The sequence below is a fragment of the Sphingobium phenoxybenzoativorans genome, assembly GCF_001757355.1.
In the GTDB taxonomy this organism is placed as follows: domain Bacteria; phylum Pseudomonadota; class Alphaproteobacteria; order Sphingomonadales; family Sphingomonadaceae; genus Sphingobium; species Sphingobium phenoxybenzoativorans.
The window spans coordinates 1-22,098 of sequence record NZ_MINO01000011.1; the positions used below are offsets into that span (position 1 = coordinate 1).

The window sequence follows — 22,098 nt, forward strand, 5'->3', positions numbered from 1 at the left end:
CTTTGTTGCTTTCCTCACGATTTGCTTTTTGCCCCAATGGAGATGTTGGACCTGACGGTCCGTCCTGGACGTACCGCTTTTATGGAATGGCCCGCCCCTTATGCTCCGGCGCTATGATGGTGTCGGAAATTGAGGAGAGGACCGATGACAAAGACACCTATCGCCGTGCTCGGGATCGACCTGGGCAAGAATAGCTGCAGCTTGGCGGGCATGGATGCCAACGGTGCCGTGGTGATGCGCAAGCGGATGAGGCGCGATGCGATCGTGACATTCGCGATGACCTTGCCGACGTGGGTCATCGCGATGGAGGCTTGCTGCGGCGCGCACTTCCTGGGCCGGACGCTGGCGCTTTACGGGCACACGATCCGCCTGATGTCGCCGGAATATGTCCAACCCTACGTCAAAGCGCAGAAGACCGATGACCGCGACGCCGAGGCGATCGCCGAAGCGGCGACGCGACCCACGATGCGCTTTGTATCGCTGAAGAGCGAGGACCAGCTTGACCTGCAGATCCTGCACCGGGTGCGGGAGCGATTGGTCAACGCGCGCACCGCGCTGATTAACCAGTTGCGTGCGGTGCTGCTCGAACGCGGGATCATCCTGCCCAAGGGTCGCATCAACCTAATGCGTCGTCTCGAAGAACTAATGGCTGGCGATCCGGCGGTCAGTGCTCGCACCGCCACGTTGCTGGCCGACCTTCGCGCCGAGTGGACAGGCCTGGACCAGCGGGTCAAGGCATATGACGAAGAACTGGCTGCGTTAACCCGCGAAGATGTGCAGGCGCGGCGGCTGGCGACCATCCCCGGCACCGGCGTCATCAACGCGACCGCGTTGCTCGCCGCAATCGGTGACGGTAGCGCGTTCGCCAAGGGTCGTGATCTGGCGGCGTGGCTCGGTCTGACGCCGAGGCAACACTCGACCGGCGGCAAGACGAAGCTGCTCGGGATCAGCAAGCGCGGAAACGGCTATCTGCGCAAGCAACTGATCCACGGTGCTCGTGCCGCCATGCCGCATCTCGCCGCCAAGCCGAACCAGCTCGGTGCGTGGTTGCAGGCGATGCTGACGCGCGCCCATCCCAACGTCGTCGTGGTAGCGCCGGCGGCGAAACTGGCACGTATCGCCTGGGCTGTGCTGCGGCATGAGAAAGACTTCGATCGGCAGGCACTCGTCGCCGCCTGATCGTCAAAGATAGCGGGCGGCGCAATGCCGTTTGCTTACAATGTCTGCGTGAGGTGAACTAAAGATGGCATAACGGGTCGTACCGGCAGCTTGGAAACCTGGTTCAAAATGTGGTGCTTGGCACCGGCGTTTTTATGAGGACCAGGCTGCGCGGATATCCATCTTGGCCAAGGCATCAGTCTTGAGACCGGATACGTTGATGCAGACCATCATGCCGCCTTTGACAAACCTCTTGCGGACGGGGCGGGCCATACGTTTTTGAAGCAATCATGTGCGGCTGTATTCCGATAGTCGATAAGCCCGATGCGCTATTTGCCGGATACCATTACTTGCTTGCTTCGGAACAGATAGATCATTCCGACTGGCAAGATGGGCATGCCTTGTCCAATTTCGCTAAGCTCTCAGCAGAGCTGACACTAGACCCCGTGATGTTGCACCATGCTGTCCTAGATGAGCTGACTGCGGCACCCTCACGATCAGCCACGACCCGACTGCAATTCCTCGCAAAGGACATAGCCCACAACATCCCTGACCAAACATGGCACAACGAGGCGGTTATGGATCAACCTTAGATATGATATTTCCGACCTTTAACGAGGACAGACTGCCAAATCGATACGGAATGAGGGTTTTGGAATTACCCAGGCATCAGATCCCCTAATTTCCAAAGCGCATATGATTGTGGCGGCAAATTGCCGCCACAATCAATATAGGACCTACCGCAATCAGAGTCGCGCAACCAAACTCACGAGCACCTGGAACCGGTTGAATTCCGTGCCAAAAGCGTTGTTACTAGTACGCTTGGTATAGTCGGCATCGGCATTGATCTCAAAGCGCCTGTTGGCCAGATAACGAACACCTCCGCCGACCGTGGCGATCTTGTCCGATCTGTTGATTCCCCGATAGGAATAGGAATCATAACCGACGCGCCCAGACAGGATGATATAGCGCAGCAGCTCATGATCGACGCGCAACCGGCCGCCGGTGCCGAACAATGCCGTCACACCTGCATCACCCGTTTCGCTGATGTTCCGGAAGGCAGTGAGGGTGTAAGTGGTCAGACCGCTCGCAAAATAGGTGAGTTCACCATCGATCGCCAAGCCGCCGAAGTTCCTATAGACATTGGCGTCGAACGTACGGCGGGTATAACCGCCCGAGACAATTCCGCGCAGCTTTCCTGCATCGACGCGCAGACCCAGATAGCCCTCTGCCTGCTTACCATCGCGATTTGCAAGACCCGGAGCGATGAATTGCCGATTATAGTTTAGATCTGAATATCGCCCTTCGACAAACCCGCTCAAGGCTCCCGTGAAAGACGTTTCTACCCGTGCGACACCCCGCAAGGTCGTCAAATCACGATAGCCCTGGTCGATACGCGACCCATCGGTGAGACGCGCATCCCCATATGCCTCGTCCCTTACGTCAACGCCAACGGTAGTGCGGATTCTGCTGCCGCCCATTCGGGCCCGCAGATAGCCTGTCAAATTGTCAACCCGGATAGGCGAGCGAGCAGTAGTCAGAAACGCACCCGAATCCTGCCTCTGATAGGCCCGCTCATATCCGCCACCGCCATTGATAGTTAGAGCATTGCCAAGCGGCACCGCACCGTCCAGCATCCCTCGATAGCCGGTCTCGTTCGCCGCCTTCTCGTCAAAGAAACGGCGGAGATTGGCCGCAGCGGTCGCAGTGATTGTTGCGCCGGTCGCCGCGCCTCCCTGTCGGGTCAAGGTGACAGATGGATTGATCGCAGCATAAAAATCACTGGCCTTATTTGATTCGGCTCCGAAAACATTGTCGATATAGCCGAGACCTACGCCCAGTTCCGGGAGGAGCGTGTAGGAGCCCACGGGAACGCCAGCCGACTGATACTCCGGGCGGTACCGTTCAGCGACACTCGACCGCTCAGAAGGATAATCTGAGGGCAATACCGGAATAGGGCGCGACAACGCCTGGGCGAATGCTTGCCCTGTAAAACCCGCCGAACCTGCGGCCGCCACATAGACGACCCGTTTGAGAAACTTATCAACTGCCATGGGGCCCCCCACTTATAAACGCCTGATAGAAACAGCTTTTGATATCAAGATTATGGTTTGTCGCGCGTCGTCATGCCCGAACGGCGGACTGATGTACAGCCGCGGAATGCAAAAACCAGAGGCATGTCTCCAATTGGGAACTAAGAGCCCCTTAGCCCGCGGCCGACAGACAACCGCTTCGCTGGTTTCGTCAAACCGGTCGTAGCATAACTGCAATCTAACCTCACTAACCTCCATCGCCCTGACGACTATCGTACAAAAACGCCTGACCGCTAACCTTGCAGCACCAGATAATCCAATTTTAATTTAGCCAGGAATGCTTAATCATATTTTCTCAATGCATATAAGTTACCAGATGAAGATATCATAAACTTGATTTGACAGCCTTTGCCGAAATCCGTCCGGCGGGCCAATAATTCGTACAGCCTCATCAAATCCTTAGCTGTGCAGGCCCAGGGCAATGGCTTCCAAAATACGCTCCACAGGCGTACGCAGCGCGACAGCGACGATAAGTGCCACGCCGGGCCAGCGCGCAAGTTCGAAAATATGTAAGGAAAACTGCTTCCAGCAGAGTTCGTTCTGACGGCTCATCTCCGACGCGTTCATTCGTCAAACACTCTCATTACTAGCGTCCCCGCTCCGCCCTTAGCGGTAAGAACTTAATATCTTTTATCCACGCCCTTCCGGACCGAGGCAGATCTGGCAGGTCGGTTTCCCATCATTCCGGCACTTGGCTTGCGCAGTCTGCAGGTAAAAAGACAGCGCTCAGCGGATTCTGGTTACAGTGCTCATGAGGAAAATGGAGCCGGATTTTCTCAATATCCTGCTGAAAAATGAAAACCTTTTACGCCTCCTGCGTTCGACCCCTGAAACATGCGCACTTCGCCAAAAAAATGGACTGTCTCAAAATGAGACACTTTTATTTCAGGCAGAATTGATTCATGATTCGGGCGATCGTCGCAGGAGAGGTAGCGATGAACCAGTTGGTGCTCGGCGGATGGTTTGATAATTCGGCGCAGATCTCAGAAATGGAGGCTGGCCGTGAGAACGCATGGGCAACGTTCCGGCGGGCGGGCACACATGGAATCAGAGCAGAGAAAGCTGACGTTCTGCAGTGTGTAGTTCGCATAATCGGCTGTTCCGGAACGCAGCCTCCGCCAATGCCAATTGTCGGGCGCGCGCCTGATGGACCTTGGCTCCCCCTAGGAAAAGCCCTCGTCCTTGAGGATTTTGAGGCTCAGCAAGATGTCTGATCTGATTGTTTGACCACCTCGAAACCGGTTTAGAAGCGCGACGAAAGATGGCCATGGACCGAAGTGGTCCGCGAATATTCTCTCAGGCTCGCATGTCTGGTTCCACGACAATGCATGAAGACGTTCGCTAAACCAGCGCGGGTTTAGGACCTTTTCAGCTCAACATCCTGATTTCCCATTCCAGATTGCTATGTGCCAGTGGCTCGAGATGCTGAAAAATCGGGTTTTGAACAAATGCCGGTCATTGAAGCGCTTCAGGATCGCCGCTCGACCGGGCCTGTAGACGTCATCGGATATATGAGCATATTCGGCGCGGATTTTTTCGCAATATTGCACATATAGGGCGCGAGGCACTCCCAAGATACCAAGGTCGAGGTCATTCAGAAGGTTCTGTGTGTCGGATCCGCCCTCATGATGCTTCGTCCCGACTATGAGGCTGGCCACCATGTCCCGATCAACCTGGGTATATTTCAGATCCTCCTTGGCGCGACGAGCTGATTGCTCTTCATTATCAGATGCTTCAGGATCGTAGACGATATCGTGCAACCAGATCGCCGCGACCAGCTCTCTGCTCTCCTGTCCAGGCGGAATTTGCGCTAGCATTGCCTCGATATGATCGAGCGTATGATAATGGCGATGGGCTTCATTCAGAGCAACACGCCAACTCCGGCTCGCCGCGATGCTCGCCCCTAAATAAGCCAGCGAGGAATTAAGCTTCATGACTGATAGTCCGCCCAGACATTGGCATCGCCTTGTACCCCGCTCTTGAACCTGCCTGGGCGATATCCAAATGCCGCTTATATTCAGTCTATCGGCGTACAGGGAAATGCTTCGGCCAATGCCTTGAAAACGACGACGGCACCGCCATCCTTTCGCGCCTCCGGATGATCGGCAAGATAATCCGTTACAACAGCTTTGAGCTGGGCAGGCTTTGCTCGTAATGGCATACAGACAGAACGCTGGATGACACCGCGTGTCGCGAGGGCATTCATGGCGTCTGTCACTCCCACGACATATTTTTCACAGCCAGAGCCTGTCGACGCGCAATCCTCCTCGAGCAACTGCCCTGTTGCAAAACCATCCATCGGATTAATGGATAGCGCCAAAGCAAGAACGATCATCAGCTCCTCCGCTACGCTGATTGCAATTCAGAACCATATTGGATCGCGGCTCGAACGCTTTGTCGCAGATCTAAGTTCAAAATTTCAGTTATTTATCATCAATCGCAGGCCGAGCCGCCTTCGCCAGGCTCCCAACTCGTCGAAACATGCCGACATAAGTTGAGTTCAATTGGAGAAACTCACGAAGAATCGCAATTGATGACAGCTCCGAGAATTGCATTCCACTGCGCATTCAACCACAATTATCCTATTCGAACTCGACATAAATTACCCAGTTTTTTTTAATCTCTGTAGGCCTTTAGTCGCAATTGCAGATTAGGCAATTGATACCGAGAAGCTTCCCGCTAGCGTTCATGCGGTCATGAGTGAGGAAAGCCTATGTCGCTGTTTGGGTTGATCGCGGTAGCGTTTTTTATGGGTTTATTGCTGGGCATCGTTGCAGCAACTTGTTTCTTGATTGATCTTAAAGAACGCGCGGGCACAAAAATGCGCGACCCGCTTTTGCTTGAGATTTTAGCGGATGAATAGTTTTTGTTCCTCATAGCGAAAACGGGCCAAGCACATATCCAGTCGCATCCTATTAATGCGGTTCTTACACCTCTCTTAGAGCTTGATCTTCGGTCGCCTGCCACGTGGAGAGCATGTGTCATGCTCTCATCATCAAAATCACAGCAGCTCACCTGCTTCGTGCACGCGGCAAGAGTGAGCAAGGAGAGGATTCACCCCGCAAAGCTACGCCCTATCTGAAACTCAGTTTGACAGTTGAAATCCCTATTTTCACCTCAAGTCATCGACATTTGCGATTGCGGCGTTGTCGTCACCGTCTGGGCACCCTTCCCTGGGGGTCGAGCGCCTGGCAGCGCACCTCATCATCATATTCAAACCTGTTGCGCAGGCGTTTGTAGAGACACGCCTTCCAGGCACCATATTCTCTCGCCTTGAGGTTACCGGCTTGCTGACTGGCCGCTTGGGCGCTGCTTGATGCAGCAGCAGGCGTCGCTACAAACGCAGGTTCCATGGCCGCTTGGGACGGAAACAGCTTCCGCACAGCTTGCTCTTCAGCCACGAAAGAGGTCCGTGCGAGATTGGTATCGATCATTTTCACAGTAAGACGGTAAATCGGTGCCTCGAGTGACAACGGTTCGACAGCGCTTTCATAGGTACCGCGGTTATCGCTGATATTGTCGTCCTTTGCGAAAGTGGCAGTTATGACGACACCGCAACGATCCACAAAGCCAGGTGCTTCGTATCTTGCATTATAGGCAATCGGCGTATTGGTCGCCATTGGCTTTCCGGCCTGTCGAGCCGCCATATAAGCATCATTGGCCGCCCATTTCGCATCATAGGTAAAATATTTGCCGGCAAGATAGCTGGCGTTTCCCCATGGATTGCTGTGGCGGTTGAGGCAATATGCAGCACGCGGCCGCGCTGCAGCCAGTTTTTTCCTGGAATAAACCTGACCATCGAAAATCAGGCCAGGCGAGTTCAGCTGGATCATATCGAAGCTGGTCGCATGGGTAAGAAACCATTTCTCCTGGGGAAGAACCGCTTTGCCGTCCGGGAAAACCCAGCCGAAAACCGGCCTTTCTCCGGATGACCAGATAAAGGAAGGCGGACCGAAACGTTGCTGTAGAGGAGCCAACAAGGATTTTAATGGTCGTGGTACAGGCGCCCAGCTGCTTAGCGATATTCCATTGTCGCTGCTTTTACGAACCATTTGCCCGAAAAACTGTGTCCGCGTGAGTCCACCGAGCTTTCCATTGGGCAGAAAGTTGAGTTCAATTGCGTCTCTGGTCTGTGCATAGCCTTCGGGACGCATCCCTGCACGTTCTGGCTTGCAGCCAAAACAATATTGGGCTCGGGCTTGGTACGACTTCCCAAGATTATATCTCACCTGGTCGCCTCCCATCACGCTGAACGGAACCATCATCGTCCAGGGCAACTCGGGAAGCTGGCTGTTTGGACTGAAGCCGAAGTCTCGATAATCACCCAAATGGCTTCGCTTGACTTCCTCTCGGGCTAGCATGACATCACCCTTTCTGGCAGCGCATAGCGCATTCACTGCTGTGGAACGATCCATCCCCAATGTGACACCCTCGAGAGTGAACTGACCCTCGCCGGGCTTACCCGCTGAAACAAGGGCGCATGGTTCGTAGGCAAGTCCTTCCACGATCTGGCCAATGGACGATTTTGGTGAATGGGTGTCTGCAACCCAGCGGCGATGGGCTTCCGCCACAGCGGGATCAGCTTTCAAGGCAGCATCAAGATAGCGTTTCTGAGTATCTCTTTCCCGCAAAGCGATCACCAGTTTCGTCTGGCTTGAACGATGCTGGAATTCTGTAAAGCCTTGGCCCTGCTGCGCGTCCATATCGGATTGCGCTTTAGTCACGGCCTCTCCCATGGCGGGGAGAGACGTGTTCAGTCGCTCGAGATTCGCAAGCCGCCTGTCAGCAAAGCGAGCCAGTGCAATCGGCCGTCTGATGTCAGACTTTGCCGCTTCAAAATCATTCCGCAACCCATCCTCGGTTGCCGCTTGCGTCGCCAATATCTCCTGCTGCTCTTTTTCGGGCAAGCCGTCGAAAAGGGATTGCTGGTAGTCGTGCGCTCCGCTTTCATCACTGACAAGATTTTCAGGTGCTCCACCTGCAATGTTGCAGCCTGCGGTAAGCGTCAGCGAAATGGCCGCAATGCTGCCCCGGATCCAGTTCAGTGTACGCAATGTTTTCCCCCCGATCACATTATTTAGCAAACTGGCACAATAGCGCCTATCATATCCAGGCTACTGTTACCGCGCGGCTGGGATCTTCCGCCTTTCCTGTGCAAACCCGCCGTAGCGAAGCTTGGGAAACCAGGGTTCAGCTCCCGGCCCCTCCGGACAACGGGCAAAGGAAGGCGTGATCAAGTCCGGGTTACGGTTTCCGGGATAATTGAAATCGATGCGATCCCGCGTCATGCGGGTTACCAACTTCGTCTCAGTCAGATATTTATCCTCATAGGGTGTGCCCCGTCTGAAGGCCGGTTCTGTTTTGATGCTGACGGTCAGAAGTTTGCCCTGGATCTTATAAAAGCCACCAATGGAAAACCCCTTGGCAGTCAGTCCTGCATAACTTCGCCCATCGGGAAGATACACAATAGTGAATGAATTTTCGGCACATTTCATACCCTGCTGGACCCAAGCTCCGGCCAGTGACTGGGGGGTCACCTCTGTGGTCTGTGCGCTCGTCCCATGCGCTACTGTTGTCAGAAGCAATCCTACAGAGGCTATGAAGACCATTTTCATAAATAGCGTTTCCGTATCAAATTGAGTCAGGGACAATGTTGCAGGATGATCGTCTCATCCGGAAATCGTTGTGTCATGATTTTGCCAGAGATGCTCAGCTGCGCCTTGTGCGTGCGAGGCGGGGAAAGTTTAATCCACTCTTCGCCATCGCCTTCCCCATGTTCTGTAGTGATCATTGTTAACTGCGAACCGGAGATCGACCATGAACCGCTTTCTGCAACCGTGCTCCAAGTGCCATCGCCGGCAAATGTGATGCCAATATCGGACTCGCAGGACTCCCCTCTAGGCACCCAGCCAGCGGCGATCTGCCCTGCAAGCGGGCTATTGGACGGGCCGTCTTGTTCGACTGACGGCGCGGCCAATGCCTGCTGCCCGGATGTTCGGCTTCCGGTGCCCGAAATGGCAACCGCTGGATTGGGCTTTGGACATCCGCGCGTCGGCGCCGGATCAAGGCCATAACCGAAATTGATCGCGTCAATCTTCATGCCCTTTAGAATATGGGTAGCCGCAACTTGATCAGCCGTTCCGCAGATCGCCAGTTCGTCGAGCCTCGCCGAATAGACACCCGCCTTGCCGATCAACGCTGTTGACCAGGCATCACGCGCCGCCATCTCCGCTTTCTCGTCGAGATGAGACTCCAGGGAAATTTCCGGAACGCTCCGCTCCTGCGCCTGAACGTGATAGAACCAGATTGTTGCGGGATAGGTCCCGCACGTGGGGCCGATGCATGTTCCCCGCCAGGATCCTGTAAAAGCTGCGGGTAGAGCCGAGAAGGTCATTCCCTTGCTCAGCGCTTTTCCTGTCAGGCCTGCAACACCCTTGAGAGCGGGTTTGCAACCTCCAACGAGTTTCACGCGGACAAGCCAGATTTTGCTGTCCCGGAAACTATATTCGACCTGGCATTCGCCGATATTGTAGGCAAGGCCGCCGGTTGTCGGCCCCGCCGAATCCTCCTTCAAAGCCGGTTTTCCAAGGCGTTTTTCGATATCGTCCGTAGAAAGACCAAGGACATCAGCTGACGTCGCAAATTCCCAGTCTTTCTCCGCCTCGCTTTGCCCGGACTGGGCACATGCGGTTGCCAGAAGAGCCACCAAGGTTAACGTTGACCACCGCAATGTCATTCGCCAATCCCCTTTGAAGAAGCCGGTCCTGCGGCTCGGAACGCGTTCTCGCATCAATCCGCATATTCGATGAGATAGATGAACTGACCGAGCGGGTTGCCTTCAGTTTCGCCCCGACCGCTGACCTGGACAATCTTTCGATCCTTAATGAACCGATATGAGCAATTTCCCTCCCCCGTTCCGGCGCAAGCCTCGGTTTCCGGAAGTTTGCATTGCTCGCTATAGCCGCAAAATTCGTCCTTTGGACGGGGCAAGGGTTTGTATCCCGAGAGCAGAAGCCGACTCTTCACCTCCGCGTATTTCATGCCATTCCGGGCGCCTCCGATAAGGGTCGGATCCAAGGACTTCGGTGATGCAGCCAAAGCTGAAGGAACCTGAGCGCTAAAGCAAAAAGCCGCGACGGGAATGAGCCGTATGCATTTTGTCGAAAATCCCCACATAACATCGTCCACCAAACCATAACTGCAGCACTGCTATCGGCTGTAATATGGCTGATCAATTGTGATAACTGGCGGCATTTGTCTCGGTCGAACCAAAATGAGCCATTTGGCCGGGCACGCTTCGATGATGCTAATTAGGCAATGGGCGCCGGCTCGGATGAATCTCAGTCAATGTAAATTACAGCTGGCTTGGTTTTGTGGAAGATCAGCGCTGCGCTGCATACTGTCGGGAATGAGAGCACCATCAATTCAAGATGTCCGCTGGCTATGAGTGAATTTCTGTGATGGATCAACAGGCTTAAGATGAAAGTAATGCAATGCTTTTATTCCTAGACCCACATTCGGCAAATCAGGTGGAGCTGTTTCATGCGAATATTGGTGACGGGTGGAGCGGGATTTCTTGGCTCTCATATTTGCGAGAGGCTGCTCGCTAATGCCGATGAAGTGATTTGTGTGGACAACTTCTTCACAGGAAGCCGTCGTAATATCCATCATCTACTCCCGAACCTAGATTTTGAGCTTATTCGTCATGATGTGACTTTCCCGCTTTTCCTCGAGGTAGATCGCATCTTCAATATGGCCTGCCCCGCCAGCCCCATCCACTATCAACATGACCCGGTGCAAACCACAAAGACTAGTGTGCTGGGAGCGATAAACATGCTTGGGATGGCCAAGCGTCTCAAGATACCGGTTCTTCAAGCATCGACATCGGAGGTTTACGGCGATCCCGAAGTCCATCCCCAGAACGAATCTTATTGGGGCAGGGTCAACCCCATCGGTCCGCGCTCCTGTTATGACGAAGGCAAGCGTTGTGCAGAGACGCTGTTTTTCGACTATCATCACCAGCATGGCATTGCGATCAAGGTAGCAAGGATTTTCAACACCTACGGACCGCGGATGCGTCCGGACGACGGACGTGTGGTGTCGAACTTTATCGTGCAGGCCCTACGTAACCAGCCCATCACTATATATGGTGACGGTTCGCAGAGTAGATCCTTCTGTTATGTTGACGACCTTGTAGACGGATTGATCCGTCTGATGGACAGCCCTGCCACCGTGACCGGCCCCATTAATCTTGGCAGAGATGAGGAATTTACTGTCGGCGAACTGGCAGAAATCATAAAGGATATTACTGGCAGTCGCTCCGAAATCCGAACACTGCCACTTCCTACTGATGACCCCCGCCAACGACGTCCAGATATCTCAACGGCCAGCACTACATTGGGTTGGAAACCGGTAACTCCATTACGCAAGGGGCTTGAACGCACCATCGCCTATTTCGAGGCAAGCATGAAAACTGAGGAAAGAGTGAACCTGGCAGCCCGGGCCTAAACAAAAACAACCCTATTTGAATGCCTGAGCATGGAGACGATCCAGTGAGACAGCCTAAAGTAGCCTTCGTCTGCCTCCAGGACGCAGCGCGACCGGAAATCATATCTGGCGGCCCCTATCGAATCCGGGAGGCATTTCGCGAGCTTGGTTGCGAGGTGGTGGATATGTTTCCCATCAAGCCCAGAATCGCTTGGGCTTTCCTGCCAAAGAAGATCGCCTTTCGATTGCTCGGTTTGTATTATCACTGGGAGTGGGAGCCGCTGTTTCAGCGTCAGGTCGCCAGATATATTGAACGCCGGCTTTCTGCCGTACGACCGGATCTCGTTTACGTAGTGCAACCACAGGCAGCTTCTGAGCTGAGAACAGACATTCCTGTCGTTGTTGGTCACGATCAGACCTTCATCGAGCGGCTGAACTATTTTCCCTTTGAGCAAAGACCGCCCTGCAATACCTATGTGGGACAGGCTATTCTCAAGGAGGGAGAAGTCTTCCGTAAAGCCAGTCTTATTGTCTATCCTTCGCACCGGTCGGTAGACATGGTTCGATCAGCCTACAAGATAGATGACGCCCGGCTCGCCATGATCCCATGGGGCGGCAATCTCGCAGTCGATCCAACTGCCTCTGAGGTGGAGCAGATGATCATCGATCGTGGCTTCGGTCCCTTCACTCTTACATTTATGGGCGTAGACTGGCCAAGGAAGGGAGGCGATATCGTTCTTGAGGCGCACAGGCTGCTGAGAGAGCGAGGAATTGATGTTCGACTCAATATCATCGGTGTGCAGCCGCCCATCCCCTCGGACAGCGCGATCACGGTGATCCCATTTCTGAGTAAAAGGAAGCCGGCTGATATCGAGCGACTCTCGAACATTCTCGGCCGAACCCATCTGCTTTTCGTGCCTTCCCGGGTAGAGGCTTTCGGGCATGTGTTTGCAGAGGCTGCGGCTTTCGGTGTGCCGTCCGTCGCGCAGGATGTGGGCGGGGTCGCAACCATCATTGAAAATGGCGTCAGCGGCATCCTGCTGCCTGAGCATGCCGGCGCCGAGGCATTCGCGGACGCGGTTGGTGCGCTGTTTGCGCGGCAGGAGGATTATCGCGCCATGGCGCGAACTGCCCGCGGACGCTACGATTCCGATCTCAATTGGCGCGCTTATTGTTCTTCCATCTTATCCAGAGTGTTCGATCAGCTACCAGTCTGATTCAGAAGCAAACCGAAACGTCGGTCACTATGGGTGAGGCATCTGGCCGCATAAAAGCTTGCACACAGATTTGCGGAAGGCCGAACTGCCTTGGTCAGGCCTTTGGTGTAGTTTCACATACACGTTGGCTGGCAATGCCCTGAACTGCTCCAGGCAGACAGTCGGCCTCCTCAACTGTCTTGGGGATAGGATCCAAAGCCGGCCAATGTCGAACGCCATGTGGCCTGTGGATTACGCCAGTCAATCGCCTCCAACATGCAGGCCATCCGCGAGGGGGAAATGGCGATGACGCCGTCAACGGCCGAGGGCCAGATGTACTTCCCCCGCTCCATCCGCCCTTCGACAAGCTCAGGAGAGCCTTGGCATAAAGCGACATGCCGACGCCATCATGCCAGATGATCTTTCAGAGGTCGCCGCGGCGCCCGCGGAAAATATAGAGATCCCCGGCGAAGGGATCACGTCCGAAACTCTGCTGCACCTGCAGGGCCAGGCTGCGCATGCCGCGCCGCATGTCCGCATGCCCTGTTGCAATCCATATCCGAACGCCGGTGGGAACTGGGATCACGGCTTGACCGACCGAAGCACTGCCGACACCAGCCCGGGCGATGCGCCAGAGGGAATACGCACGATCGCCGGCTCGAACTCCACGGTGATCGCCGATCCGGGCACTGGTAACGGATCAGCTTTCACCTGCACCTCTGCAAAGCCCTGCGCTGCCTGCTCTATCTGCCGCCGCCATCTGTAGATCTGGTTCGGCCGCAGATCAGCACGGCGGGCAATCTCCGCCACCTTCGCACCGGGCGCCGACACCGCCGAGACCAATTCGCGCTTCTGCTGGTCGGTCCATACACGCTGCCGCTCCGGCCCCGAAATTACCGTGATCTGACTCATCGCACCGCCCCTAGTACCGGTGCAAACACCAGTGCTTGCACCGGTGCCATCTCGAAATATTAGCCGATCACCGCAAGGCGGCCCTCACCGGAGCGATACGGTCGAAGCAGCTATAAGATAAGTCTGGGAACGGCACCTCAGCGCCGCCCCCAACATGTCAAACTATCCGTGACCTCTAGCATTTGCCGGATCGTTCAACCTCACGCCCCAGAAGGGCTCCAGCACCCGCGCCGAGAATAGTGCCTGTGGTGCGCTCACCTCTAGTGTCGACTGCGCGGCCAAGCAGTGCTCCAGCGGCGCCGCCCAACAACAATCCGGTGGTGCCTCCTGAGCGACAGTCGCCACGGCTGGAATAGCGCCGGTCGTCATAATAGCGGCGTTCGTTATACCGGCTACGATAATCATCACGATGCGCGCCGCGATCATGCTTGTACCAGCCCCGGTGACGGCCATTATCATGACCGTGCGCTTGCGCGGCGACTGGCGCCAAAGCTGCGGCTATCATAGCGATGCTCAGAAACGTTTTCCTCATGTTCCACTCCCTGATGGATACTGTAGAGGCACTGTGGATGGGCAGAGGTGGCATGAAGCTGAACCAGGCGTGCAGCTGATATTCATGTCAAAGCGACCGGCGCGTAACGTACGGGCGGGATTCGAATTTTGGCGCAACAGCCATCATCGGTATTTTCCTACGGCCTCATCCAGAGCACACAACGCTTTGAAGATCAGATGGTCATGGGTGCATCGCATCCACACGGCCTATCAAATGTTCTTGTTATATTCTGTAGCAGCTATCCCCCGATTCGTCTGAAAGAGACGTTTCGACACCAAGCAGTTAGGAATTGCTCGGTTTCGTCCGTGAAGCGTGGTGACGGTTTGACGCTCAACCCAGGCTAAAGCTTACCTCGCCAGATGAGCGCGAGTGGAAACGGGCATACCACTTTGGCATTTGTTCAATCGCGGCGATAGTTGAACTGTTCAGTAATGCCCTTAGATGTGGGATTTGGATTTCACAAAACTTATCGGTCCATATTGATGTCTATCCATGGGCAGCGCATCCTGTCTCGATGTGCCACCTGTGTACGGATGAGTGACAAAATCCATTGCTTTGAGAATCGCGTTATATTTATAACTCGCAGGAACATTGCTGTTCGGGCCGGCTCTAAACGAGGAGGGTGAGACAGTTGGGACATGTTGGACCCGGTTTTGGACCTCCTATGGATTCGGATCAAAAGCACCGGTTGATGACGGCAAAGGCGTGGTTGAAAGCCAATACTGCGCCGACGCAAGCCTTTCCCACTCTGAATATGTTCGCGAACCCTGCGTGGAATATCATGCTCGAGCTCTACGTTGCCGGGATCGAGCGCAGGACAGTTTCTATAGGAAGCGTGTCTATCGCCTCTGGTGCGGCCCAAAGCACAGCGATACGCTACATAGCCGCGTTGACCGAAGCCGGATTAGTTCAAAGGCTATTAGACCCGCATGATCGCCGGAAAAGTAACGTATGGCTTACAGAACGAGGCATAAATGGGGTTGAGCGGGCCATCGATGCCGCATCTGAAGGCGATAGACGGCTAGGACTTGGCAGACTTCTGCTCGTCGAAAACGTCGAGCGCCGCTTGTAAGTGACACAGGGCAAGTAGACACCTGTAGTGCTCGCCCCCCATTTATCAGATCGATTTGCTCGAGCTCATTAATTAAAATTCGCAAGCGCTCTACGATAGGGTTCATGGCATTGCGTTCAGTCATCCGCCGTACAAGTCATTGAAAACCAAAATTTTGCGCCGCAGCGTGATGTTCCGACAATTTAACCCTTGATGTTCTCGACGAAGTGTCACAACTGCTGCGAACCAAACATTCTGATGTAGACGATTGCCAGGTCATAAAGCGCCACCCCATTGATATCGTCGCCAACAAGCCCCTCATAAAAGCGGAAGCTGCTGTCGCAATGGATGTGTGCACCGGCTCGTTCATCGGGCTCAGCTTCACAAAATCGATGGCAACACGAGCGCAACGTTCCAAGATGAGTGGTGGAACCTTCCGCAAGGTGTAAAGTGGCAGGAGAGGACCAAGGAATGTCCAACATAGCTAATGCATCTTCCTATGCGCACGACATGTATGCGCGTTTAATTAGCTAAGATCGACAAAAATGTTAATCTGGATTTACCCCCCGTAAAGCAGCCCAACCACCTATCGTTGCAGTTTTTGCAATCGCAACTCATAAGTTCGCAATTGCAACCTAGGCTGACATCGTTATCAGAGGGTCTTGCCTTTCAGGCATCCTCTCCTCAACTTTTAAAGGGGCTGGTCTTTGGATCGCCCCTATTTTTTTATCTTCTTTCGATGTATCAGGCGCCCGCTGTGACCTTGCCCAAAAGATAATTTGGAGTGGTGCCGCCGGTAGACCCGGCAACGATAAGGAATCAGTGCGGGGGATCGAGCCAGATCATAGCCTATACTCTTCCCCGCTTTTCCTATTTTTGTGGAGCGGGACGTGCAGCGCGAACTCCTCCCAGCGCGCGAGGCTTGCGGTGACGGCGAGCACGACCAGGCGGCGAGTCTTGTCGTCCAGCCCCGGCCGGCCCAGATTTCCTGCCAGGCGATGCGGGTGATGAAAACCTGATAGTCGCTGTTGAAGGCTGTGCGGTTGGCGAGCGACGTGTCCACCCATGCGTCGCCCAGCACGCGCTGGCGGATGAGCAGGCCAGCCTCGAAGAGGATATCTGACGCCTCGTCCACATCGGCTTTCTCAAGTTACCTGCGACTTGTCTCACTGCCCGAACAAGCTTAACCCAATTTATAATATTCATTCCGCCTAAGCCTCAATTTGGCCCGGGGATCGATTAAAGCCATATATGCTTGGCAACGCATCACTTCTTCCTGTAAAAGCGCGCACCATGGCATCGTTAACCATGTTTTGGGCCATAGCCATTTATTTCGGGCTTGGGTTTATGTTGGCAACGACAATACCCATCGTGCGGCATTTCCAAGACAGGAGAAGAAAGGCGCGCTGCACAGGATGTGGTGAGCCCATATTTTCGCGAAGCCCATCTCTGTGCTCCACGTGCCTCTCGACCATGAATAAGGACAGAGCGCCTACTTATAAATTTATAAACGATCATTCAGGCGACATAAGCGAAAAACCGCCAGCACATTAGGCTCAGGATCTGGGACAAGTTGAATGCTTCCACAGTATTGTCTGGCAAACCCCCTCAATCAACAGCAGGCCAAGCCGTCAAGCTAACCTTTTCATGCTACTCAACTTAATTTCTCATCAGACACTTAAATACCGTTCAGCGCGGCCAGGCTCCGGCGCGACCGGTTCGGACAGATCCATAAAACCCTCAACGGATCAGCATTGCCTCGCTCTGCAATTACAGATCCTGATCCAAAACCTGTTATGCGAACATTCATTGTTAATCTTCGCCGCGGTTGGCGCACGCTTGCGGATGATCTCTGCTATCAGCTTGGGATCAGACGAACATGTGCTGCGCCAGATTCGCTGGCCACTCTCGTGCACTGAGATGAATGTATCTTTCAAAGACACGTCGAGGCCGATAAACTGCTCCACGGTTGTCTCACGTTTGATGCTGGGCCCGGTCTCAATCGTGAGCCCGTATTTCTTCCTACCGGGGGGCAACCACCCCTCCAACGCAGCGTAATCGCCGGTGTCACCAACCCCGCGATTACTCTATGTGGGACAACCGCTGCTGTAGCCCATAATCTGGCCCAGCCTAAGGCTGAAGCCAGCATCCAACCGAAGTCGGAGAGGTTCCTCCTTCAATGAGACTTTAAAGTTCGACTGAGATTTGTAGCCCAGTATCAATGCGATAATTAGAATAAGATATGGTATCATCCGGTAGAGTAATCTGTACCGCCATCAATTGCGATATTAGACCCAACCATATAAGTATTGAGCTTTGATCCAAGCAATAGGATAGCCGGCACGATCTCCTCAGAACTGGCCGCGCGACCAATTGCACCCCGAGCGCGTGGACTCTCATTGTCAGCGATGAAGTCGGCAACACTCACCAGATTTGTTGGATCATAGCCATTTTCCGAGCCGCCTCTTAAGCCCATGAATTCAATCATGGCCTCGGTCGCAATCACTCCCGGCGTTACGCTATTTACCAGTATATTTTCTTTGGCCAAACCTAACCCGATGTTCTTAGAGAATGCATTGAGCGCAGCTTTCGCTGTCATGTAAGCTGTTTGAGTAGGCGTAGCGATGCGTGCGGCTTGCGAAGATACGATGACGATGCGCCCCCACTCCGCTTTCCTCATCAGCGGTATCGCCAAGCGCGTACAGCGTACTACGCTCATGATGCCCATTTGAATGAAATATTCCCAATCATCTTCACTTACATCGACAAATTCTTTGCCAAAGCGGCTCCCGTCAGTAGGTCCGGCAACATTAATCAAAACATTCAATTTGCCCCAATGATGCTCAATGGCGTCGAAAACCTTTTCAATTTCAGATAGATCCGGAAGAACGCATCTTATGCCGAAACAGTCTGGAGATCCGGCATCGCGTAACGCCGCGAGCGTGTCATCAATCACCTTCTGGTCTCTGCCAGTGATTGCGACCTTTGCACCTTCTCGAGCGAAAGATAACGCCGTCGAAAAGCCAACGCCCTTAGTACCGCCGCTGATCAGCACAGCTGCGTCCCGAAGCCCTAGATCCATCATTCACCTCCTCTTCTCCGCCCGCTCTGCGACCAATTGCCCAGGCGCTCGTGGACGAGCATGTTTAGACCCGGAGGGAAGTCGCCGATGCCAACCGCCGATCTCGCGCAAACTGGGTGAACCATGCCGGATAGGGAACAAGCGATGCGATGGAAGCCTTGTCCAGCAGCTCGATTTCTTCAGCCCGCAATGCTATTGAGGCAGAATCGAGATTGCTCCGAAGCTGATCTGGCTTGGCTGCGCCAAGAATTACGCTTGAGACCGCTTGCTTAGCGAGAAGCCACGCCAAGGATATGCCGGCAATGCTGGAGTGATGCGCCTCAGCTATTGACGCCAAATGATCCAGCAAATCGAAACCGCGCTCAATATCAAGCGGCATCATGCCCGTAGCAGCGTATCGACTGTCTGGCGCAGCATCAGCGCCGCGCTGATATTTGCCTGATAAAAATCCCCCAGCCAGTGGACTCCAGACGGTCAAACCCAAACCATATTGGCGAAGCATGGGTATATGCTCATGCTCAATATCTCGGCCTACAAGGGAATAATATAACTGACCGTGGGTAAACGGGGTCAGACCATTCGCCTTCATCATCTCCATAGCCGCCACGACCCGCCAAGCCGACCAATTTGAGAAACCGAGGTAACGCACTTTGCCGGAGCGCACGACTTCATCCAAAGCCGACAGCGTCTCCTCTAAAGGTGTATAAAGATCGTCTCTATGAAGCACATAGCTGTCGATCCAGTCAGTACCGAGCCGTTGCAAACTGCTATCGACAGCTTTGAGAATATTCCGCCGCGAAAGCGGTTCTCCCATCAGCGATGGACCGCCCAACCCACCGACCTTGGTCGTGATGACAACATCCTGGCGTCGCGACGCCAGCACTCGGCCAAGAATTTCCTCTGACTCGCCCGCAGCATAGACATCTGCTGTATCGAAGAAGTTTACACCGGCCTCAATGGCCATGCTGACAAGTTTGTCAGCTGTACGTTCATCACTCTTGAACAGCGCCGGAAAATCACGATTACCGGTCGTGAACGTCATAGCCCCAAAGGACAGGCGCGAAACTAACAGGCCGCTGTTACCAAGTTGCGTATATTCCATCCGTCCCTCTCCCAAGGCAAATTGACGGCTCTCCTCACGAGCCACAAAATCTCTCTCCACGGCGCCATAAGAATGTCCACTGATATCCCCTAATCGCGACCTCTGTGGACTTCAGCGATAAACCGAAGTCATATAGTAGATTTGGGACACCATCCTATCCCAATCGAATACGAGATTAACGAATACAATCACTCATTATGTGACAAATGAGTTCACCTTGATTCATTCTTGGTGAATTTCATTCTAGATAGAATTTGAATTCACTTGCTTGAACAAGCCAAGTCATTTCATGAATTGGTTCCCGCAATCACCTCGCTGTCAGGAACTCCGATTTATCAAACTGCTGCACCATTCCGAGACCGGTTTCAGCCATTCCACCTCCACAGGACTGGCCAGGAGGTCGGGAAGAGCGCTCATATATGTAACGCGATAAGGCTTGGCCAATTCTTCCCGGTCAAATCGCTCGCGCGTCCCAGCCCAGATTTCATATAAGGTAACAAGGTCAGGATCTTCATCATCCGTATGGACGAATATGGTCTTGCAATAAGGGTCAGAGCTAAGCCCCCGCAATACAACCTCAAGAAGTTCCAAATAGCGCTCGCGCACTCCCGGCTTTAGATGGAAGCGGGCATAAATGACAAAATGATCATTGAAGCTCACTATTCTCTCTCCTTTGAAATTAAGGGATTTCGTTCAGTCTGATCCCATACTTCCGTCTCGCTATTCAGGTATTTGTATTAGCCCTACCTGACAGCGGGGCGCACTGCGTTCCTGATGAGCAACGGCCGATATCTGCTCGGAAAAATGGGAGCATCTGCGTCTTTCTCCCTGCCATCGATCGCACCACGGCCAATGTCGCTAACGGATCCGATGACAGCCTGAAGCGCTATTATTCAATAGATCAATTAAATGCGCTGGCTCCCTGCGCGATTTATAGCCAACCATCAATTTTTTCGCCTTTTCCTGAGATTCGGGTCATTTATGCCGTTTTATTGTTCTTTAATGGACAAATCGCCTCACCGAACGATGCCGCATCGATGAAAAATTGAGATTATTGTTCGCTCGATCAATATTCAACGGATTTCGGCATTCGTCAAATATCTTCTTAGAGGTTGTGGTGAACAACCATGGTCGAAATGCCCCCTTGCCTTTGCAAGGCGCGGATTTTTGGCGCAGCGGGTCAAGCTAATTTAACAAAATCTATCATTATCAAACTGGCTATCGGTCATCGCATTCTGGAATGATCCGTGTAGCAAATCAAAGCACATATAAAGAGCAGTCGGCTCGAAAGCCGATGCGTCCACGAAAGAGAGGATTATACGCCAAGTCGATTGGCGCCGTTATAGCAACAAGACTTTCTCTAAAATTTATCGATTGTCCAGACGAGAGATCGTTGATGATTATCCCGCATTTATTCGCCTTCTACGCAAATACTTTTCCGTAAAATTCCGAACTCTGAATGTTCAATCACACCAAATCGTCTTCATAGGATCAGTATATTATGATTAAAACTTGGTTCATCACGGGAGCGGCATCTGGCCTTGGACGTGAAATTGCGCGCGCAGCTCTTGCGTCTGGCGACAAGGCTATCTTGACTGATCGAGATCCGGCGGGTGCGGCGGAGGTCATAGCCGCTTATCCTGATCGTGCAGAAGCCCTGCAACTCGACGTTACCAATATTTCGCAAATCACTGCTGTGGTCGAAGAAGTATTGCAACGCCACGGTGCGATCGACGTGCTTGTCAATACTGCCGGACGTGGTCATGTCGGATCCGTCGAGGACACGCCCATGAAAGATCTACGATCTCTCATGGAGTTGATCTTCTTTGGGCCGGTCGCGCTGATACAGGCCGTTTTGCCCGGCATGCGCACGCGTCGCAGCGGCGCGATCGTCAATGTGAGCAGCCAAGCCGGCCAGATGTCAGTGCCAGGTATGTCGGCCTATTCCGCAGGCAAGTTTGCATTGGAAGGCCTCTCCATCGCGCTTTCGCATGAAGTTGATCCACTGGGTATAAAAGTATTGGTCCCACAGCCTGGTCCCATGCGAACGAACTTCTCTGGCCCGGCAATCTCTCAGTCATCCTATCATCCAGACTATGAACCAACGGTCGGCACGCTTCACGCGCACATCGAAGAGACGACAGGCTATGAGAAGGGTGATCCCACTAAGATCGCAAAGGCAATCCTAGCGGTCTTGGAGGCCACTGATACGCCATTCCGACTACCCTTCGTTTCAAGCTGCCTTGATACGCTGATGCAATCTGCAGAGCAAACGCGTGAAGAGCGGGTCAAATGGGAGGCGACCAGTCGCGGCGTGGAATTTGCCGACTAAAACACAATGCGCCAGCCACGAATTGCCAATCGCTTCTGACTTGGCGGACAGCAAGAATAGGGGAGGAAACATGTCCATTAAACGGGCCAGAATTTCGATGATCTGCTCATCGGGTGTAATCGCATTGGGCTT

23 protein-coding genes are annotated in these 22,098 nt (G+C 53.6%); 7 read left to right on the forward strand and 16 right to left on the reverse strand.

Going from position 1 to position 22,098, the window contains the following annotated elements; genetic code table 11:
- Nucleotides 1-144: 144 nt before the first annotated feature.
- On the forward strand, nucleotides 145-1,179 hold the full coding sequence (locus BHQ40_RS08000) for an IS110 family RNA-guided transposase (protein WP_070154663.1): 1,035 nt from the start codon (nucleotides 145-147) through the stop codon (nucleotides 1,177-1,179).
- Between the two features lie 725 nt (nucleotides 1,180-1,904).
- Here the strand turns inward: BHQ40_RS08000 and BHQ40_RS08010 are convergent.
- On the reverse strand, nucleotides 1,905-3,212 hold the full coding sequence (locus BHQ40_RS08010; protein WP_083276771.1) for an outer membrane beta-barrel protein: 1,308 nt from the start codon (nucleotides 3,210-3,212) through the stop codon (nucleotides 1,905-1,907).
- Nucleotides 3,213-3,650: 438 nt separating this feature from the next.
- Complete coding sequence (locus tag BHQ40_RS26135; RefSeq protein ID WP_171905799.1) at nucleotides 3,651-3,818, reverse strand: hypothetical protein; 168 nt, start codon at nucleotides 3,816-3,818, stop codon at nucleotides 3,651-3,653.
- Between the two features lie 193 nt (nucleotides 3,819-4,011).
- On the opposite strand from BHQ40_RS26135, the gene BHQ40_RS25625 reads away from it, so the two are divergent.
- Entirely contained in the window at nucleotides 4,012-4,218 is a 207-nt protein-coding gene (locus tag BHQ40_RS25625) for a hypothetical protein (RefSeq protein WP_139139229.1), read from the forward strand.
- A gap of 406 nt (nucleotides 4,219-4,624) precedes the next feature.
- Here the strand turns inward: BHQ40_RS25625 and BHQ40_RS08020 are convergent, their stop codons facing one another.
- Together BHQ40_RS08020 and BHQ40_RS08025 are read right to left on the reverse strand one after the other, a co-directional pair.
- On the reverse strand, nucleotides 4,625-5,185 hold the full coding sequence (locus tag BHQ40_RS08020) for an HD domain-containing protein (RefSeq protein ID WP_070154670.1): 561 nt from the start codon (nucleotides 5,183-5,185) through the stop codon (nucleotides 4,625-4,627).
- Between the two features lie 83 nt (nucleotides 5,186-5,268).
- On the reverse strand, nucleotides 5,269-5,586 hold the full coding sequence (locus BHQ40_RS08025; protein WP_070154671.1) for a Rap1a/Tai family immunity protein: 318 nt from the start codon (nucleotides 5,584-5,586) through the stop codon (nucleotides 5,269-5,271).
- Nucleotides 5,587-5,964: 378 nt separating this feature from the next.
- Between BHQ40_RS08025 and BHQ40_RS26140 the strand changes: the two genes are divergently transcribed.
- Nucleotides 5,965-6,114, forward strand: a complete 150-nt coding sequence (locus BHQ40_RS26140) for a hypothetical protein (protein ID WP_171905800.1) — start codon at nucleotides 5,965-5,967, stop codon at nucleotides 6,112-6,114.
- Nucleotides 6,115-6,403: 289 nt separating this feature from the next.
- On the opposite strand, the gene BHQ40_RS08030 is transcribed toward BHQ40_RS26140, so the two are convergent.
- The 4 genes from BHQ40_RS08030 to BHQ40_RS08045 form a co-directional block, all read right to left on the reverse strand.
- Nucleotides 6,404-8,305, reverse strand: a complete 1,902-nt coding sequence (locus BHQ40_RS08030) for a hypothetical protein (protein WP_070154673.1) — start codon at nucleotides 8,303-8,305, stop codon at nucleotides 6,404-6,406.
- 66 nt (nucleotides 8,306-8,371) lie between these two features.
- The gene (locus BHQ40_RS08035; protein WP_139139230.1) at nucleotides 8,372-8,866 is read right to left on the reverse strand and encodes a hypothetical protein; all 495 of its coding nucleotides are present in this window, start codon (nucleotides 8,864-8,866) and stop codon (nucleotides 8,372-8,374) included.
- Nucleotides 8,867-8,892: 26 nt separating this feature from the next.
- Nucleotides 8,893-9,987, reverse strand: coding sequence for a hypothetical protein (locus BHQ40_RS08040; protein WP_139139231.1), 1,095 nt, complete (start codon nucleotides 9,985-9,987; stop codon nucleotides 8,893-8,895).
- A 53-nt stretch (nucleotides 9,988-10,040) separates the two neighbouring features.
- The gene (locus tag BHQ40_RS08045; RefSeq protein ID WP_070154679.1) at nucleotides 10,041-10,292 is read right to left on the reverse strand and encodes a hypothetical protein; all 252 of its coding nucleotides are present in this window, start codon (nucleotides 10,290-10,292) and stop codon (nucleotides 10,041-10,043) included.
- A 501-nt stretch (nucleotides 10,293-10,793) separates the two neighbouring features.
- On the opposite strand from BHQ40_RS08045, the gene BHQ40_RS08050 reads away from it, so the two are divergent.
- Complete coding sequence (locus tag BHQ40_RS08050) at nucleotides 10,794-11,759, forward strand: UDP-glucuronic acid decarboxylase family protein (RefSeq protein WP_070154681.1); 966 nt, start codon at nucleotides 10,794-10,796, stop codon at nucleotides 11,757-11,759.
- A gap of 20 nt (nucleotides 11,760-11,779) precedes the next feature.
- A complete protein-coding gene (locus BHQ40_RS08055) occupies nucleotides 11,780-12,955 on the forward strand; it encodes a glycosyltransferase family 4 protein (protein WP_083276772.1) in 1,176 nt (391 codons plus the stop codon).
- Nucleotides 12,956-13,358: 403 nt separating this feature from the next.
- Here BHQ40_RS08055 and tnpB read toward each other — a convergent pair whose 3' ends face one another.
- From tnpB to BHQ40_RS08070, 3 genes are all read right to left on the reverse strand, one after another.
- The gene (gene tnpB / locus BHQ40_RS26485; protein ID WP_290438421.1) at nucleotides 13,359-13,520 is read right to left on the reverse strand and encodes an IS66 family insertion sequence element accessory protein TnpB; all 162 of its coding nucleotides are present in this window, start codon (nucleotides 13,518-13,520) and stop codon (nucleotides 13,359-13,361) included.
- On the reverse strand, nucleotides 13,517-13,846 hold the full coding sequence (locus tag BHQ40_RS08065; protein WP_070154685.1) for a transposase: 330 nt from the start codon (nucleotides 13,844-13,846) through the stop codon (nucleotides 13,517-13,519). The genes tnpB and BHQ40_RS08065 overlap by 4 nt, the downstream gene beginning before the upstream one ends.
- A 175-nt stretch (nucleotides 13,847-14,021) precedes the next feature.
- Entirely contained in the window at nucleotides 14,022-14,378 is a 357-nt protein-coding gene (locus BHQ40_RS08070; protein WP_083276773.1) for a glycine zipper 2TM domain-containing protein, read from the reverse strand.
- A 685-nt stretch (nucleotides 14,379-15,063) separates the two neighbouring features.
- On the opposite strand from BHQ40_RS08070, the gene BHQ40_RS08075 reads away from it, so the two are divergent.
- On the forward strand, nucleotides 15,064-15,471 hold the full coding sequence (locus tag BHQ40_RS08075; RefSeq protein WP_070154689.1) for a winged helix DNA-binding protein: 408 nt from the start codon (nucleotides 15,064-15,066) through the stop codon (nucleotides 15,469-15,471).
- 209 nt (nucleotides 15,472-15,680) lie between these two features.
- Here the strand turns inward: BHQ40_RS08075 and BHQ40_RS25630 are convergent, their stop codons facing one another.
- The 5 genes from BHQ40_RS25630 to BHQ40_RS08095 all read right to left on the reverse strand — a co-directional run bounded on the left by BHQ40_RS25630 (nucleotide 15,681) and on the right by BHQ40_RS08095 (nucleotide 20,294).
- Entirely contained in the window at nucleotides 15,681-15,932 is a 252-nt protein-coding gene (locus BHQ40_RS25630) for a hypothetical protein (protein ID WP_139139232.1), read from the reverse strand.
- A 236-nt stretch (nucleotides 15,933-16,168) separates the two neighbouring features.
- Nucleotides 16,169-16,585: a carboxymuconolactone decarboxylase family protein gene (locus tag BHQ40_RS26675; protein ID WP_253183292.1), complete on the reverse strand. Its 417-nt coding sequence runs from the start codon at nucleotides 16,583-16,585 to the stop codon at nucleotides 16,169-16,171.
- Nucleotides 16,586-17,698: 1,113 nt separating this feature from the next.
- Nucleotides 17,699-18,535, reverse strand: a complete 837-nt coding sequence (locus BHQ40_RS08085; RefSeq protein WP_083276774.1) for an SDR family NAD(P)-dependent oxidoreductase — start codon at nucleotides 18,533-18,535, stop codon at nucleotides 17,699-17,701.
- A gap of 61 nt (nucleotides 18,536-18,596) precedes the next feature.
- Nucleotides 18,597-19,634 carry an aldo/keto reductase gene (locus BHQ40_RS08090; RefSeq protein WP_070154693.1) on the reverse strand — a complete coding sequence of 346 codons (1,038 nt, stop codon included), beginning with the start codon at nucleotides 19,632-19,634 and terminating at the stop codon, nucleotides 18,597-18,599.
- Nucleotides 19,635-19,952: 318 nt separating this feature from the next.
- Nucleotides 19,953-20,294, reverse strand: coding sequence for a putative quinol monooxygenase (locus BHQ40_RS08095; protein ID WP_083276775.1), 342 nt, complete (start codon nucleotides 20,292-20,294; stop codon nucleotides 19,953-19,955).
- A gap of 841 nt (nucleotides 20,295-21,135) precedes the next feature.
- Here BHQ40_RS08095 and BHQ40_RS08100 point away from each other — a divergent pair.
- Nucleotides 21,136-21,966 carry an SDR family NAD(P)-dependent oxidoreductase gene (locus BHQ40_RS08100; RefSeq protein ID WP_070154697.1) on the forward strand — a complete coding sequence of 277 codons (831 nt, stop codon included), beginning with the start codon at nucleotides 21,136-21,138 and terminating at the stop codon, nucleotides 21,964-21,966.
- Nucleotides 21,967-22,098: the final 132 nt, after the last annotated feature.